The organism is Silicimonas algicola (assembly GCF_003148765.1).
Lineage (GTDB): Bacteria > Pseudomonadota > Alphaproteobacteria > Rhodobacterales > Rhodobacteraceae > Silicimonas > Silicimonas algicola.
In genome coordinates, this window is the sequence record NZ_QGGV01000013.1 from 39,098 (window position 1) to 52,869 (window position 13,772).

Sequence of the window (13,772 nt, forward strand, 5' to 3'; positions counted from 1 at the left end):
TTACAGTCAGCGTCACGCAAAAAAAAACCAGATCAGACAAAACGGGAGATGCGCAACCGTCGTCGCCAACTGCCAGCCCCGCACGATGCACAGCGTGCTGCACGCGCCGAGCGCAACCACCACACATTTGAGCGGCTGTTCAAACGCGGCGAGCGCCCGCAAGTTTGCCTTGCGGACTCAAACGTCTCTTGAGGATCCACGGGCTTTCGCCTCGCCTATTGTCCCTTCCGAAGCTTTCGGTGCAGCGGGCCCCCTCACTATATGGAGAGGGTCCGCTTACTCCGTTTTCCAGGCCGACCGCGGCTGTTAGCCGCCCATCTCCTCCTTGAACTGATCGAAGTCGATCTGCAGGCCATTGATGATCGTCGACCAGTGGCGCGTCAGCGCCGCCTGGCCCACGGCTTCCTTGATCTCGCCTTCGGTCGCACCGGCCGCACGGGCGGCCTCCGTGTCGGCGAAGACGCAGTACTGACAGGGGATCTGCGCGCCCACGGCGATATTGATGAGTGCTTTGACCTTGGGCGAGAGCTCGGTCTGGTCGCTGAACTCCATGTCGCGGGTCATGATCCAAGCGCCGCGGATGCCGTGCTCGGGGTACTCCTGCATGAAGGTCGGCACGAAGCCGAAGGCCTCCTTGATCTCGGAATAGGTTTCGGCGGTGGTTTCCTGCGCGGAAACGGGTGCCGAGAAGGCGGCCACCGCGACGACGGCGGCCATGACGAATGTCTTCATTTCTGTTCTCCAGATTTGCTTGGGTGAGGCCGCCGGACAGCGCGTCCGGGGCTGGCTACTTTCTGGATCAAGCCGCCCCCGGAACCTAGTCCACCCTTGGTCCGCCAATCTCAGTCCGAATAACGTCTATACTTGTCAATGATTTAGGGGCATGCAGCGGTTACGCTTCAAGCAGTTGTCTCCGTTAAAACTTGACCGGCGGTACAGTCGGCCCCGAGGTCAGCTACCGGTGCCACCAATAGCGGATGGTCTCGTGGCTGACGGGTCGAAGTACCTGATGAGGCTGTGTTTCGTCATCGGGCGAGCGTGGGTCGGGACCGATCCCGTCTCAAGGCAGATTCCTCTAGCAGTGCCGGCGGCGACTCGGGCGGGTGTCAGCGACAGCTGTCCGTGAATACCTTCCAGGGTTTCAAGAAAGACCCGCCTTCGTGCCGCAGATGACGGTGCTTGCCAACGTTCCATCCGCCAGGCTGCGGATGTAGTTGACCCGGCGCTCGACGAAATCCGGGCCAAGCACCACCATGAAGCGGGCTATTTCGGTGCCTGAGTGCGAAGCGGAACAAAACGGAACCGGTCACATTGAACTGATGTGTCACTTCAAAATTGTCGGGGTGGAACCGGGGTGTCGGTGTCAGATGTCGAAGAGAAGCTGAAACTGCAGCGCGCGGCGCTTGCTGACTTCGGGCTGTTCGCGTTCCAATGTGACGACATCGACGACCTTCTTGGCCGCGCCTGCGAACTGGTTTCGAGCGCGCTGGACGTCCACCTGGTGAAGGTGCTCGAGCATCTCCCGGAGCGCGGCGAAATGCTCATTCGAGCCGGCGTGAACTGGAAGCCGGGCGTCGTCGGACGGGAGACGCTCGGAGACCACGAACACTCGCCCGGCGGATACGCTCTCCGGGCCGCTCAGCCGGTAGTGTCGCCGGACCTGGACCTGGAGGAGCGCTTCGAGACGCCTGCCGTCCTGCGTCACCACGGCGTAAGAAGTATGGTCAACGTCATCATCGCCGGAGAGGGAGAAGCCTTCGGAGTTCTCGAGGTTGATGCCCGTGAACCGCGCGACTTCGGTGATGACGACGTCGCCTTCCTGCGCACCTATGCCAACCTGCTCGCGGCTGGTATCGACCGGGTGCGGACGCATGACGAGCTTCGGCGCTCCGCCCTCGATCACGAGTTGCTTGCGCGGGAACTCGGGCACCGAGTGAGAAACCTGCTCGGCCTCGTTCGCGCGCTTGCGTCGCAGACCACTTCGAAGGACGGCAGCGAAGAGGGGTTTCGTAGCGCCTTCATCGCTCGCCTTCACGCGCTCGCAACGGCCGAAGGGTTGGTGTTCGAGAGGAGTGAGAACCACACGGATCCGATGATCCTCGCGCAGGAGATCCTTGAGCCGCATCGGCACGAGAGCCCGGAAAAGATCACGATCGATGGACCTCCGGTGCGGATGTCGGCGAGACAGGCGCGGATGTTCGGCTTGGCCCTGCACGAACTGGCGACGAACGCTGCGAAGTATGGAGCGCTCTCGGTGTCGGGCGGGGTGGTGCATCTCGCCTGGCGCCTCGACGAAACAGCCGCGGATCGCCAACGGCTCGTGATCAGCTGGGAAGAAGCGGACGGGCCCGAGATTACCCCGCCGGAGCGCAAGGGCTTCGGCACGCGCCTTCTGGAAGACGTGGTCGGCCATGCGTTGGATGGCGAGGCGGAGCTGAACTATCAGCCGCAAGGCTTGCGTTACCATTTGAAGATTCCGTTGGACGATTGACGACCATGACCTACTCCCAGACCGACGATCTCGCCGATCAGCGCATCCTCGTCGTAGAGGACGAGTGGCTGATCGCGCTCGATCTCAAGGACCTTCTGGAGCGGTGGCGCTGCACAGTTATCGGTCCTGTGGCGACAACGTCGGCGGCACTGGACCTCATCGAGGAAGAGCGGCCGGACGCGTCTATCCTGGACGTTCAACTGAGAGGTGAAACTTCCGAGCGCGTAGCGGACATGCTGCGCGACAGGGAGTGTCCCTTCCTCGTGCTGACGGCTTATCAACACCATCATCTGAGCGGGGCTCTGAGCGAGGCTCCCATGCTCCGAAAACCTGTCGATGAGACGAAGCTTCGGACACTGCTTGCCGAACTGCTGCGTTCCGCCAGCTTCCGCTAAAGCAGTGACCAGTCCTTTTGCGCCCATAGGTGTCGAACAATGTCACCTGGTTTTGCGGACAGTCGATGGACGACGTGTTGAGCAACCCGCTTGCAACGGCCCCACGATCGCGGTCGCCTGCCCCGCCCTCGCGCGAGCTTGTGGGAACATAAGTCGCGAAAGCCTGTTCGGACACTTGTTAGACACCAATTCGCGTCGAGCGCGCTCGCTGGAACGTTCGCAACGCTCGAGGAGGAGTTACAGCATGAAATCGTTCTTCGCCCTGAGGAGCAGCGTCAAAACTCTTAAGATATGACAACCAAGCTGACATCGTCAGTCCAGGGGACAATTCCCCTTCGTTCGCGAGGTAAGACGAGCGGTCCTCGTCGTTTCATTGTGCTCCTTGCGCTCATTCCAGCCCTCTCTGCCTGCGACGACCTCCAGTTTCCAAGTGATCCCGAGGGAACGCTCAAATCTGTCGTTTCCGACGGCGAGATGACCGTTGCCGTCTCGCTCAACCCGCCTTGGACAGACGTGGACCGCGACGGTGAACTGAGCGGGGTTGAAGTGGAGCTTGTCGAAGGCTTTGCGGACGAGTTCGGGGCACGGATCGTATGGCGACGCCTCGATGCTTTCGCGGCCCTTTCGAGCCTTGAGCAGGGTGGCGTGGATCTCGCGATAGGGGGCTTCAATCGCAAGGACGTCATGCCAGTTGCCGGTGCTGCGCCCAGCTATGTTTATTACGAGGAGGACAGCGTCCTCGCCGTGCGCGGCGAGCTTCCCGACGATGCCAAACCGCAGGGAGATCAGGTCTTCGTACCGCAGCATCTGCCCCTCGCCGAGCTCGTCGTAGACGAAGGCGGACGCCCGGTCGATGAGTGGTCCGAGGATGTGAACTTCGCAGCCGTTCCGCGCTGGCAAGCTGAAGCGCTCGGACTCACGCCTGTCGACGTCATCTTGCATCGTGCGGACCATGTGGTCGCAGTGCGGCCGGGCGAAAACGGCTGGCTGATGGAGATCGAGCGGTTTCTCCGTCGTCATACGAACAACCTGGACGAGCGTCTTCGCGCGAACCAGCGATGAGCGGGTCCATCCACAGAATGCCGGAAGAACAGCGGAAGGCCCTCCGCCGCGCCCGATGGTTGGAGGTCATCTGGATCGTCGTCCTCGCGACGATCGTGACAGCGATCTATCTTACGGTCGGCAACAGCCAGGCGATGAAGACCGCCTGGATCGAGGACATGCTGAGCTTCGTGCCCCCCATCGCGTTCCTTGTCGCGTCCTAGATCGAAGGATGGAAGCCGAACGAGCGCTTCCCGCTGGGCTACATCCGCGTGACGTCGATCGCCTACCTGATCAGCGCCGTGGCCCTCGGCGGCGTGGGGATTTTCCTGATGGTCGATTCCTCCATCGCCCTGATCAAGAGAGAGCATCCGACGATCGGCAGCTTCGAACTCTTCGGTATGACGATCTGGTTCGGCTGGGCGATGATCGCGGCGCTTGTCTACAGCGTCGTGCCGCCGGTCATCTTCGGACGTCTGAAGGTCGAGCCGGCACGGACGCTGCACGACAAGACGCTTTGGGCCGACGCCCTGATGAACAAGGCCGACTGGATGACGGGAGCGGCGGCCGTGGTCGGCATCCTGGGCATCGGGATGGGCTGGTGGTGGGCTGACGCGGCCGCCGCCATCGTGATCGCCTTGGACGTGCTGCACGACGGTTTCAAGCACACTGGCGCGGCCATCAGGGACCTGTGCGACGAGATGCCGAGAACGATCGACGACAACGAGTTCAGTCCCCTGATTGAGGAAGCCGAAGGTCACATACGCCGCCTGCCGTGGGTGCGCGACAGCCGACTACGTTTGCGCGAGGAGGGGCGCTTTCTCACCGGCACGATATATGTCGTTCCCCGCGAAGCTACGGTGTCACCCGAACGCATCGAAGCACTCGAGGCAGAGCTCCTCGATCTGCACTGGCGCATGCACGACGTCTCGATCGTGCCCTGCACGGGGGTCAAACCCCCTGATGGTTCATTCCAAGCGCTTCGACTGAGAGCGGATGCCGTTCAAGGCAGCGGGTAAGGTGTGTTTGGCGGCTTAGGGAAGATGTAGGGGCGCCCGGCTGTTCGAAATCACTTCGGCGGTCCCTAGTGCAGACGGGGTCGGCGGACGCCTTGTTGGCGCCTGAAATATGTTGAGAATGAAATCCTCGGGCGGTTAGGCTCCGCTAGAAAGGGAGCTTCGAGAGCTCATGAGTGTGTCGCCCAAGATCGATAGGACCCCACGGTCTACCTCACAAAGAGAGGAACAGCAGGGAGCAGTAGCCAATCTGGGGCAGATGGCCCTCGGTGACTGCAGCTTTGACAGCCTTTGCGAGGTGGCTCTGGACGAGTTGGCACGCTGTCTGAATGTGCGGTTCGTGAAGCTGTTGGAGCTTAGCGCGGACAAGACCCACTTCGTCCTGAGGGCGGGGCGTGGTTGGCGACCTGGGCTTGTCGGACACACGACCATTCCCAGCAGCTCCGGCTCGCAGGCGGGCTACTCGCTCAAGACCTCAGAGACGGTAATCGTGAAGGACATCGCGTCCGAAGATCGTTTTGAACCACCCAGCTTGCTTATCGAGCACGGCATCCAGTGCGGCGCGAGTGTCATCGTCGGTCCTGTTTCTGATCCCTGGGGCGTGCTGGGTATCCACGAGAGTGACCGCGAGCGGTGCAGCTTCAGCACCTACGACGTGGATTTCGTTCGTTCGGTGGCGAACATCCTCTGGCTTTTCCTCAGAAACCAGAAAGCCCGTCGGGAGACGGAGCGGGAGCGGCAGGCTCTAAGGTCCTTCGCCGACGCAATGCCGATCCTGTTCGCCGTCGTCGATGCCAAGGGGCGCTACGAGTACGTCAACGAGGCCTATCGGGGCTATGGCGATCCGGCACGGCTGATTGGACGGCGCGTGGCCGATGTAGCTGGCGAGGAGGTTTATCGGACGGCTCAGCCCCACATCAGAAAGGTTCTTTCCGGGGAAACGACGCGCTTCGAGACCAAGCTGACGTCTGGCTCTTCTGCCGGACGGGACGTCCTTGTCACCTATGCGCCTCGCTGGGGCGAAGGCGATGCGCCCGACGGTTTCTACGCGGCCATCGTGGACATCACCGATCAGAAGCAGTTACAGCGCGATATCGCGGAGCGGACGCGACATTATCAGGCTATCGCCGACTCGATCCCCTATGGTGTCTGGACCTGCGATGCAGAAGGTCGCCTGACCTATGTCAGCGAGTCCTTTCTGAACCTTGTCGGCATGACCTTCAACCAGGCGCGGGAATTCGGGTGGATCCGAAGTCTCTTGCCTGATGAAGTCGAAGACACCCGCAGAGCGTGGGAAGCCTACGTTCGCGATAGAGGGAATTGGGAACGCGAACATCGTTTCATCGGTCGCGACGGTCGCACCTACGACATCCTCGCCATTGCTCGCCCGGTCATCGACGAAAACGGTGATCTTGCAAGTTACGTGGGCCTTAATCTGGACATCACTGAGAGAAAGAAGAAGGAGGAACTCCTGCAGCTTGTGACGCGGGAGCTCGACCACCGCGTGAAGAACCTCTTCGCACTGGTTCTTACGATCACACGAATGGCCTCACGCTCTGCCAAGACCGTCGAAGAGTTCAGGCGCGCGTTGGACGGGCGCCTCAGAGCACTTGCCGGCGCGCACGAGTCGATCGCGGCGAAGGAATGGCAGGGCATGTCGCTCCGTCACCTCTTCGAGTCTGAACTCGAGCCTTACGCGGGAGGCCCCGCCAAGATCGACCTTTCTGGGCCGGACCTTCACATCGCAGCACATGCCATACAGCCGCTCGTCCTGGCCGCCCATGAATTGGCGACCAACGCAGCAAAATATGGCGCTCTCGCCTGTGGTGGGGGCACCTTGAGGGTCGAATGGAGCCGAACTCCGTCTGGAGGTCTCACCGTGAGATGGATCGAGACGGGCGTCGAGGGCCTGAAGCCGCCAACGTCGACAGGCTTTGGGACAAGGGTGATCGAGCAGGTTCTGGTGATGCAACTGAACGCTCAAATCGACATGAACTTTCGGCATGGAGGCCTGCAGTTGGAGATCGTTCTGCCATCTGACGTGTTGGAAGCTTCCGAATAACGATGCGCGTCCTATTAGTTGAAGACGAGGCGCTGGTTGCATTGGACCTTGCAGAAATGGTCGAGGAACTCGGACATACGGTTGTTGGTATGTGCAATTCGGCTGACTCGGCGCTTACCTTCTTGGAACGCTCGGATGTGGACTTCGCCGTCCTCGACTACAATCTCAGACAGAGCACGAGCGCGGCGATCGCCGATCGCTTGACAGCGCTCCGCGTGCCTTTTGCTTTCTTGACGGGTTACCGTCCATCTGGGCTTCCGGAACGGTTCAGGAACGGTACTATCTTGGCGAAGCCGGTTAGCTTCGAGGCGGTCAAAGGCTTGTTTGCCCCCGCCGCCAAATCAGATCCATGATGCTCTCATCTAACTTCAAAGTGTCCTGAATTGGCAGGAGGAGCGTCACGGGCAGATGAACATCAGCGCCCGTGCCGCAGTAGCCCCGAAGTCGCCCAGGGTGGCATAGAATGCGGGCACATCCTGCCAGCGCATCGCGATCCCGGGACGTGCCAAAGGAACCAGATCCGCGCCGCCCAACGCGAAATCGGTGCGCAACGGAGCGCCCTAGGCACTTCGTTGCCCCTTCACCGTAACCCGGACTATCCAGCGCCGCGCGCCAACGGACCGACGGCGAGATAGAGGCCATTGCCATCCCCGCGCCGCCCCAAGCTCGTTGCTAGTCGCCTCTCACCGGCAAAGCCTGTTTTCGCAATTCTGCCGCGGCGGCTTCGCTTAGATCATTGTCGGCTTGCGGGGCTTGTAGAACCTCGATAGCCCATTTTCGAAGCGCATTGGTACCCTCGCTGGGTTCCTGGCTCAGGACGGCTATCGCGATATCCAGTTTCGCACTGGCAACTTCGCGTTTTCTGACTTGCGCGTTCAACATCACAGCCGTGACTGCGATCACTAGGACAACTGCAATTTTCCACATATCGAACTTGCCAACCAAGGTTCTCGGTCGTTCGCCTATCAGGTGTCGGCGGCGCCCGTAGGCGACGGCATAGGCCAGGCGATGTCACGGCTGACATTCGGTGCGAACGCAGCGCTCTATGCCCGCCTGCAGGAGATCGGCTTCGAAGGGTTTGTCGATGAGCAACTCAACGACACTCGGATCGAAAATGTGGCACTCGAGGCACTGGCCGTCGATGCGATCGTGAACTTCGATCAGGAGAATTTCTGGAAGTTCAGCACGGACGTTTGGGCCATCAGTTGACGCGCGCTGTATTCAGCGAAAAGCAGCTGCGTGAGGTCATGGCGCTGTTCTGGGCCAATCACTTTCATGCAGCCTACAAGGACAGTTCGCGCATCCACCTGCAGATGTTTGACGATCGCGCGTTCTATCAAGAGAACGCGTTCGGCCAGTTCAGAGACCTGCTGGTCTACAGCGCTCGCAGCCCGTTGATGGCGCAGTTTCTGGACAATGACGAAAGCTCGGCAGGGAGCCTGAACGAGAACTACGCCCGCGAACTGCTTGAGTTGCATACCTTGGGCGCAAGAGCCGACTACACTGAGCAGGATATCTCGGAAGTGGCCCGTATCTTCACTGGCTGGCACTATGCGGAAATCGAGCAGGCCAATTCAGCGGCGATTCCGCGTTTCGAGTTCAGATACCGTCCGCTGAGGCACGATAACGGCGACAAGATGCTCAGCTTTCACCCCGGCGTAATCATCGGCCGGGATGGAAACGAGGGTTACCAGGAAGGGCGACAGCTACTCGCGTACCTTGCGGCACACCCGGCGACGTCGTCGTTCGTATGCGGCAAGATCGTGCAACTTCTTGTAGCCGACGTTCCGCCGCAGCACTTCGTCGATGTCTGCAGTATCACGTGGATGGTGACGGACGGCGATATCCGTTCGGTTCTGGAAGCCATCCTAAAGGACCCGTCATACATTACGACGGTCGAGTATCAACGAAACAAGGGCAAAACGCCTTTCGAGTACTCGGCGTCCGTCGCACGTTTCTTGGCGCTGTCTCCCGAGGCATCGCAGGTCCGTGATTTGGCTATGATACTGCCAGGGGGCTCAGACGGGCTTGAGCTCTTTCCGGCCGCAGGAACGTAGCGATTTCAGGGGACTACCGTCTGGAAGTACAGATTCTTGACGGCGAAACCGTTGTTTGGCGCTATATCGAGGCCGTCTCAGCAGGGTGACGTTCACCAATCTCGAGAAGGAGGTGGCCGCCGCGAAACTCACAGCATTGCCGTCCGAGGGGCGCATCGAGAAGCGCCGCATCGGTGCTGTCAGACTCATGCGAACCAGTCTACGCAAGGGCAGCCAATTTGCTCGGATAAGCCCCCGCTCTTGGGATTTGCTGTGTACAAATGGGAAGTGCCGGCCTAGACGGCACATCTTGGCTCCGCTGATCGGTAGGAGCGCAATGCGCATTCGCGCCTCCTCAGTCCAGACAGATCGCAATTATGTTCCAGCCCCTCGCCAATGCGCTTTCAAAGCGCGGCTACGATACCCTGACCGCAGTCCAGGACGCCGTCACCGATCCAAAGCTGCAAGACGCGGACCTTGTGGTCTCGGCGCAGACCGGATCGGGCAAGACGGTGGGCTTCGGCCTTGCCATTGCGCACACGATCCTGGGCGCGGACGGCACAGTGGGACCGGCCGCAGCACCGCTTGCGCTGATCGTCGCACCGACGCGGGAGCTGGCACTTCAGGTGATGCGCGAACTTGAATGGCTCTATGCCGAGGCGGGCGCGCGGGTGACGACCTGTATCGGAGGCATGGACATCCGCGACGAGCGCCGCGCTCTGGATCGAGGCGCCCATATCGTCGTCGGCACGCCCGGTCGTCTGCGCGATCATATCCAGCGTGGCTCGCTTGAGATGGGCAGCCTGAGGGCCATCGTCCTGGACGAGGCAGACGAGATGCTGGACCTGGGCTTTCGCGAAGACCTGGAGTTCATGCTGGGCGAGGCCCCCGATGATCGGCGCACGCTGATGTTCTCGGCCACAGTGCCGCCGATGATCGAAAAACTCGCCAAGCGGTTCCAGCGCGACGCCGTGCGGGTGACCACGCTGAGCGCCGAAGGCCAGCACGCCGACATCGCCTATCAGGCCATGCGCGTCGCCCCCCACGACGCCGAAAACGCGATCATCAACCTGCTGCGCTTTCACGACGCCGAAAACGCCCTCGTCTTCGCCAATACACGCGCCAGCGTGAACCGGCTGACCGCGCGCCTGACGAACCGGGGATTTTCCGTCGTGCCGCTTTCGGGCGAGTTGAGCCAATCCGAGCGCACGCACGCCCTTCAGGCCTTGCGCGACGGGCGCGCGCGGGTTTGCGTGGCGACCGATGTTGCGGCGCGCGGCATCGACCTTCCCAAGCTCGACCTCGTCATCCATGCCGAGCTTCCCTCGAATGCCGAAAGTCTGCTGCACCGCTCCGGTCGAACCGGACGGGCAGGGCGCAAGGGCATCTCTGCCCTGATCGTGCCGCCCAAGCTGGCGTCTAAAGCCGGGCGGCTGCTTGGTATGGCCAAGATCGAGGCCGACTGGATTGCGCCGCCCTCGGCCGAGGAGATTCTGCAACAGGACGAGGAACGCCTGCTGGCCGACCCCGTCTGGACAATGGAGCCGACACCAGAGCAGCGCGACTTCGCCGCGAAACTGCTGTCCCTGCACGGCCCCGAAAGAATAGCTGCGGCCTATCTGGCCATGCATCAGTCGCGCCTGTCTGCGCCCGAGGACCTCGCCGACCCGGGGGCGCTCCCCGAGCGAAAGGAGCGCGCGGCTTTCGGCCCCAGCTCCTGGATTTCTCTCTCGGTCGGCCGTGATGACCGGGCCGAGCCGCGCTGGCTGCTGCCGCTTTTGTGCAGGGCTGGCAATCTCGACAAGGACTCCATCGGCGCGATCCGAGTGCAGCAGTCGGAAAGTTTCGTCGAGATTCTGAATTCTGCCGTTCCCGGCTTCCTTGCGGCCATCGGCGAGGACGGCGAACTCGAGAAAGGGGTCAAGGCCCGGAAACTCGACGCCGCACCGGACGTCGCACCTGACCGCGCTCCTGCCCCCCGCGAACCAGCCCAGAGCCCGCGCCAGCCCGAACGCCCGGCCCCGTCGCGATCTGACGAGCGCCAAGACAAGCGCCCGACGCCCAAAACGCGCGATACAGGCCCAAAAGCCGCTGCGCCGAGGTCTCTCGACAAAATGGCTCGGGCGATCGCCGAGGGCGCGGTGAAGCCCATTCGAACACCGAAGGATCGCAGCGGCGGGTCATCTGCTCCGGGCGATGACAAGCCGTCCAAGAAGACGCGCTGGGATAAGAAGCCTTCGGGGGCACCGACCGGCAAGTTCGAGAGCAAGCCGACGTCCAAGGGCGCCGTCAAAAAGGACCTGCGAACCGACAACTCCAGGTCGGACGCGCGCAAGACCGACGGCAAAGCCAAGGGAACCAGCTCAGCCGCTGGCGATACCTCCAAGCGCTTCACACCTCCCGGCGCCGCAGGCAGGTCCGGCAAGCCGAAGCCGCAAAGTCGCTTCAAACCAGCGGGGAAACCGCGCAAAGGGTAGACCTCTAGTCGGTGCTGTCGGACTGATGCGAACCAGTCATCGCGGAGAGAGCAATGAGCCCCCTATGTCGCGCCGAGATGGCGCCATTCGACGGTAGGGCAGCCAATGGGTAGCGCAGCCAAAGATACAAGGATGTGAAGCGTGGCTTTATTGATCGCGCGCCGCTCGAGCCGGCCTAGGAGCGGTAACGCCGGAACTTCTGGAACCGTCTTGGACGATCGGGCTTTTCAGCGTCCGGAAAGACCGCCGCCCAATCCGCATCCACGACGTCGCCGACGTAGAGGTCACCGACACTGTCTTGCGCTATGCTGTGCGGGGACAGGAACTGGCCGGGGCCAAGCCCGGCGCCCCGTCCCGCGTCCAGCCGGGACAGTACGGTGCTTTGCCGGTCGAGGACGCTGACAAAGGGTCCGATGTTCGGGAAGTCGCGGTTTACCTTCAGATAGGGCGCGAGTTCGCCAACGATGCAGTCCGGGCAACTGCCGGGCGTGATCGCCAGTCCGCTGGGCCGGTGCATGTTCACGATCTGTGTTTCATACCGTCCATTCGGGTCGAAGATCTGAACACGCGAATTCTCCCTGTCGGCCACGTAGATCCAGCCGTCTGGATCGCAGCAGATGTTGTGCGGCAAGTTGAATTCTCCGGGCCCCGTTCCCGGGCTTCCCCAACTCAGAAGATGTCTGCCGTTTGGATCGAATTTGTGGACGCAGGCGTTTTGATACCCATCCGACACATAGATATCGCCGGACGGGGAAACCGCGGAATGGGTGCACTTGCAGAAGGGCTTGCCGCTCATGAATCCGGAACTCACTCCCGCCGTCCCGATTTGCATCAGGAGCTTGCCGTCCAGCGAGAACTTGCGGACCGTATGGTCGAAGTTGTCGGTCAGATAGAGATGCTGGTCAGGCCCGATCGAGGCACCGTGGGGATTGGTGAAAATTCCTTCGCCCCAGGCTGCCAGCACCTCACCGTCCCTGCTCAGCACCACCACGGGAGTTTGGCCGCGATTGAAGAGGTACACCCGGTCCTTGCCGTCAACCGCGATGCCGGCGACGTCGCCCAGCACCACCTCAGACGGAAGCCTGGCCCAATCGTCTACCGGCTCGAACCTGTAGTCGCCCGCACCAAGAATTTCCGTCATTTGCGCCTCTCGGTTACCTGTCCACGCATTCCTGTATCAGCATAGGTCAAGAGTCGGCCCCGAGGAAGCGATGCGGTCGCGGAACACGACCATTCGACACGCGATCTCGCGCCCGGCCGAAGCGGACGTCCCCCTGCGACCTGAGCCTATCTGTCAAGAACGGCCACCAGGTGCGGAAATTCCGGCGTTGCCATCAGCGCCTTGCATCGCGCGAACCGGCGATCGGCATAAGCTCTGAAGTCCTCGGCGGGGTTGCCGTTCGCCAACTGGATCAGGCCCCAGAGCGTCCAGAGAAGATCACACATCGCCTTGTAGATAACCATGCGCGCCCGGTCCATTTCAGGCACCGGCCCGCCGAAGTAGGCGGTAAGCATCTCCTCATCCTGATCGGGGCCAAAGCCGCCTTCGACGGAAAGGTCGCCCAGATCCCACATCGGGTCGTTCATGCCCGCGTATTCCCAGTCGACGATCCACATCCGCTCGCCGGTATCCAGGAAGTTCTCACACAGCGGATCGCAGTGGCAGGCGACCGAGGGAGGCGTCCGGCGCCCGAGCGACGCGCGGACAACCTCGGCCTCTTCCACGACGTCGTGGTAGCCCTCGGGCAGGCCTACGTCCTTCGTCGACAGGAGCTTCAGGTAGCCGTCGATCATCTCGAACAGCTCGAAGCGTGCAGGGAAGACGGCGCCAGAGTCGTGAAGCTGCCGGAACGCCCGTCCGGCGCGGGCGGGAGCGCCAGGGCGGATGCGGAAGGCCTCGGGCGTCATGGTCTCGGTGCCGTCCACGAAGCGTGTGACCATCACGCCCGAAGCGGGGTCCACGAACAGCACCTCGGGGCTTACGCCCGCCTCGGCGGCGGCACGGGCGGCGGCCGCCTCGTTGGCGCGGTCGATGTATTCCTCCGTGCCTTTGCCCGGCAAGCGCAGTACGGCGTCGCCCGCCCGGAACACGGCGTTGGTGAGCCCGCCCATCCGCACGAGCGGGCCGGCGTAGCCGGAAAGCGCCGGTATCCGCGCCAGAACCTTCCGAGCCTCGTTCTCCATCCGGTCCCCCGTTTCGCCCGACTGTCGCCGCCACTCTTCCATAGGCCTGAACACGTGACTAGGCTCAGCC

At 61.9% G+C, this 13,772-nt stretch carries 16 protein-coding genes; 10 read left to right on the plus strand and 6 right to left on the minus strand.

The genetic code is table 11. The features are described from left to right. Positions 1–12: 12 nt before the first annotated feature. Both C8D95_RS22155 and C8D95_RS20015 read right to left on the minus strand, forming a co-directional pair. Positions 13–162 carry a hypothetical protein gene (locus C8D95_RS22155; RefSeq protein WP_170121496.1) on the minus strand — a complete coding sequence of 50 codons (150 nt, stop codon included), beginning with the start codon at positions 160–162 and terminating at the stop codon, positions 13–15. A gap of 144 nt (positions 163–306) precedes the next feature. Beyond that, positions 307–717, minus strand: coding sequence for a carboxymuconolactone decarboxylase family protein (locus tag C8D95_RS20015; RefSeq protein ID WP_206508337.1), 411 nt, complete (start codon positions 715–717; stop codon positions 307–309). Positions 718–1,354: 637 nt separating this feature from the next. On the opposite strand from C8D95_RS20015, the gene C8D95_RS20020 reads away from it, so the two are divergent. The 7 genes from C8D95_RS20020 to C8D95_RS20050 all read left to right on the plus strand — a co-directional run bounded on the left by C8D95_RS20020 (position 1,355) and on the right by C8D95_RS20050 (position 7,358). Beyond that, positions 1,355–2,491, plus strand: a complete 1,137-nt coding sequence (locus C8D95_RS20020) for a sensor histidine kinase (RefSeq protein ID WP_170121497.1) — start codon at positions 1,355–1,357, stop codon at positions 2,489–2,491. A gap of 5 nt (positions 2,492–2,496) precedes the next feature. Beyond that, the gene (locus tag C8D95_RS20025) at positions 2,497–2,886 is read left to right on the plus strand and encodes a response regulator (protein WP_109760989.1); all 390 of its coding nucleotides are present in this window, start codon (positions 2,497–2,499) and stop codon (positions 2,884–2,886) included. A gap of 375 nt (positions 2,887–3,261) precedes the next feature. Beyond that, positions 3,262–3,948, plus strand: coding sequence for a substrate-binding periplasmic protein (locus C8D95_RS20030; protein ID WP_211312662.1), 687 nt, complete (start codon positions 3,262–3,264; stop codon positions 3,946–3,948). 17 nt (positions 3,949–3,965) lie between these two features. After that, complete coding sequence (locus C8D95_RS20035) at positions 3,966–4,151, plus strand: hypothetical protein (RefSeq protein ID WP_109760991.1); 186 nt, start codon at positions 3,966–3,968, stop codon at positions 4,149–4,151. Then, complete coding sequence (locus tag C8D95_RS20040; protein WP_109760992.1) at positions 4,152–4,946, plus strand: cation efflux transmembrane domain-containing protein; 795 nt, start codon at positions 4,152–4,154, stop codon at positions 4,944–4,946. It begins immediately after the preceding gene. 256 nt (positions 4,947–5,202) lie between these two features. Next, a complete protein-coding gene (locus tag C8D95_RS20045) occupies positions 5,203–7,005 on the plus strand; it encodes a PAS domain-containing protein (RefSeq protein ID WP_282957644.1) in 1,803 nt (600 codons plus the stop codon). Positions 7,006–7,007: 2 nt separating this feature from the next. Then, a complete protein-coding gene (locus tag C8D95_RS20050) occupies positions 7,008–7,358 on the plus strand; it encodes a response regulator (RefSeq protein ID WP_109760994.1) in 351 nt (116 codons plus the stop codon). Positions 7,359–7,403: 45 nt separating this feature from the next. On the opposite strand, the gene C8D95_RS22160 is transcribed toward C8D95_RS20050, so the two are convergent. Together C8D95_RS22160 and C8D95_RS20055 are read right to left on the minus strand one after the other, a co-directional pair. Further along, a complete protein-coding gene (locus C8D95_RS22160; RefSeq protein ID WP_164721720.1) occupies positions 7,404–7,556 on the minus strand; it encodes a hypothetical protein in 153 nt (50 codons plus the stop codon). 121 nt (positions 7,557–7,677) lie between these two features. Then, positions 7,678–7,950, minus strand: a complete 273-nt coding sequence (locus C8D95_RS20055) for a hypothetical protein (protein ID WP_109760995.1) — start codon at positions 7,948–7,950, stop codon at positions 7,678–7,680. 24 nt (positions 7,951–7,974) lie between these two features. On the opposite strand from C8D95_RS20055, the gene C8D95_RS20060 reads away from it, so the two are divergent. From C8D95_RS20060 to C8D95_RS20070, 3 genes are all read left to right on the plus strand, one after another. Further along, positions 7,975–8,214 (plus strand): DUF1800 domain-containing protein, encoded by a 240-nt coding sequence (locus tag C8D95_RS20060; RefSeq protein ID WP_146203015.1) that lies wholly within the window; start codon positions 7,975–7,977, stop codon positions 8,212–8,214. Further along, on the plus strand, positions 8,211–9,062 hold the full coding sequence (locus tag C8D95_RS20065; protein WP_164721719.1) for a DUF1800 family protein: 852 nt from the start codon (positions 8,211–8,213) through the stop codon (positions 9,060–9,062). The genes C8D95_RS20060 and C8D95_RS20065 overlap by 4 nt, the downstream gene beginning before the upstream one ends. A gap of 356 nt (positions 9,063–9,418) precedes the next feature. Next, positions 9,419–11,518, plus strand: coding sequence for a DEAD/DEAH box helicase (locus C8D95_RS20070; RefSeq protein ID WP_109760998.1), 2,100 nt, complete (start codon positions 9,419–9,421; stop codon positions 11,516–11,518). Positions 11,519–11,693: 175 nt separating this feature from the next. On the opposite strand, the gene C8D95_RS20075 is transcribed toward C8D95_RS20070, so the two are convergent. Beyond that, the gene (locus C8D95_RS20075) at positions 11,694–12,659 is read right to left on the minus strand and encodes a peptidyl-alpha-hydroxyglycine alpha-amidating lyase family protein (protein WP_109760999.1); all 966 of its coding nucleotides are present in this window, start codon (positions 12,657–12,659) and stop codon (positions 11,694–11,696) included. A 146-nt stretch (positions 12,660–12,805) separates the two neighbouring features. Continuing rightward, positions 12,806–13,702, minus strand: a complete 897-nt coding sequence (locus tag C8D95_RS20080; RefSeq protein WP_109761000.1) for a phosphotransferase family protein — start codon at positions 13,700–13,702, stop codon at positions 12,806–12,808. Between the last annotated feature and the right edge of the window lie 70 nt (positions 13,703–13,772).

Excerpts from the sequence above, each read along its gene's own strand:
- C8D95_RS20035 (WP_109760991.1), top strand. The coding sequence starts at position 3,966 with ATGCCGGAAGAACAGCGGAAGGCCCTCCGCCGCGCCCGATGGTTGGAG.
- C8D95_RS20075 (WP_109760999.1), bottom strand. The coding sequence starts at position 12,659 with ATGACGGAAATTCTTGGTGCGGGCGACTACAGGTTCGAGCCGGTAGAC.
- C8D95_RS20070 (WP_109760998.1), top strand. The coding sequence starts at position 9,419 with ATGTTCCAGCCCCTCGCCAATGCGCTTTCAAAGCGCGGCTACGATACC.
- C8D95_RS20025 (WP_109760989.1), top strand. The coding sequence starts at position 2,497 with ATGACCTACTCCCAGACCGACGATCTCGCCGATCAGCGCATCCTCGTC.
- C8D95_RS20015 (WP_206508337.1), bottom strand. The coding sequence starts at position 717 with ATGGCCGCCGTCGTCGCGGTGGCCGCCTTCTCGGCACCCGTTTCCGCG.
- C8D95_RS20050 (WP_109760994.1), top strand. The coding sequence starts at position 7,008 with ATGCGCGTCCTATTAGTTGAAGACGAGGCGCTGGTTGCATTGGACCTT.
- C8D95_RS20080 (WP_109761000.1), bottom strand. The coding sequence starts at position 13,702 with ATGGAGAACGAGGCTCGGAAGGTTCTGGCGCGGATACCGGCGCTTTCC.
- C8D95_RS20045 (WP_282957644.1), top strand. The coding sequence starts at position 5,203 with ATGGCCCTCGGTGACTGCAGCTTTGACAGCCTTTGCGAGGTGGCTCTG.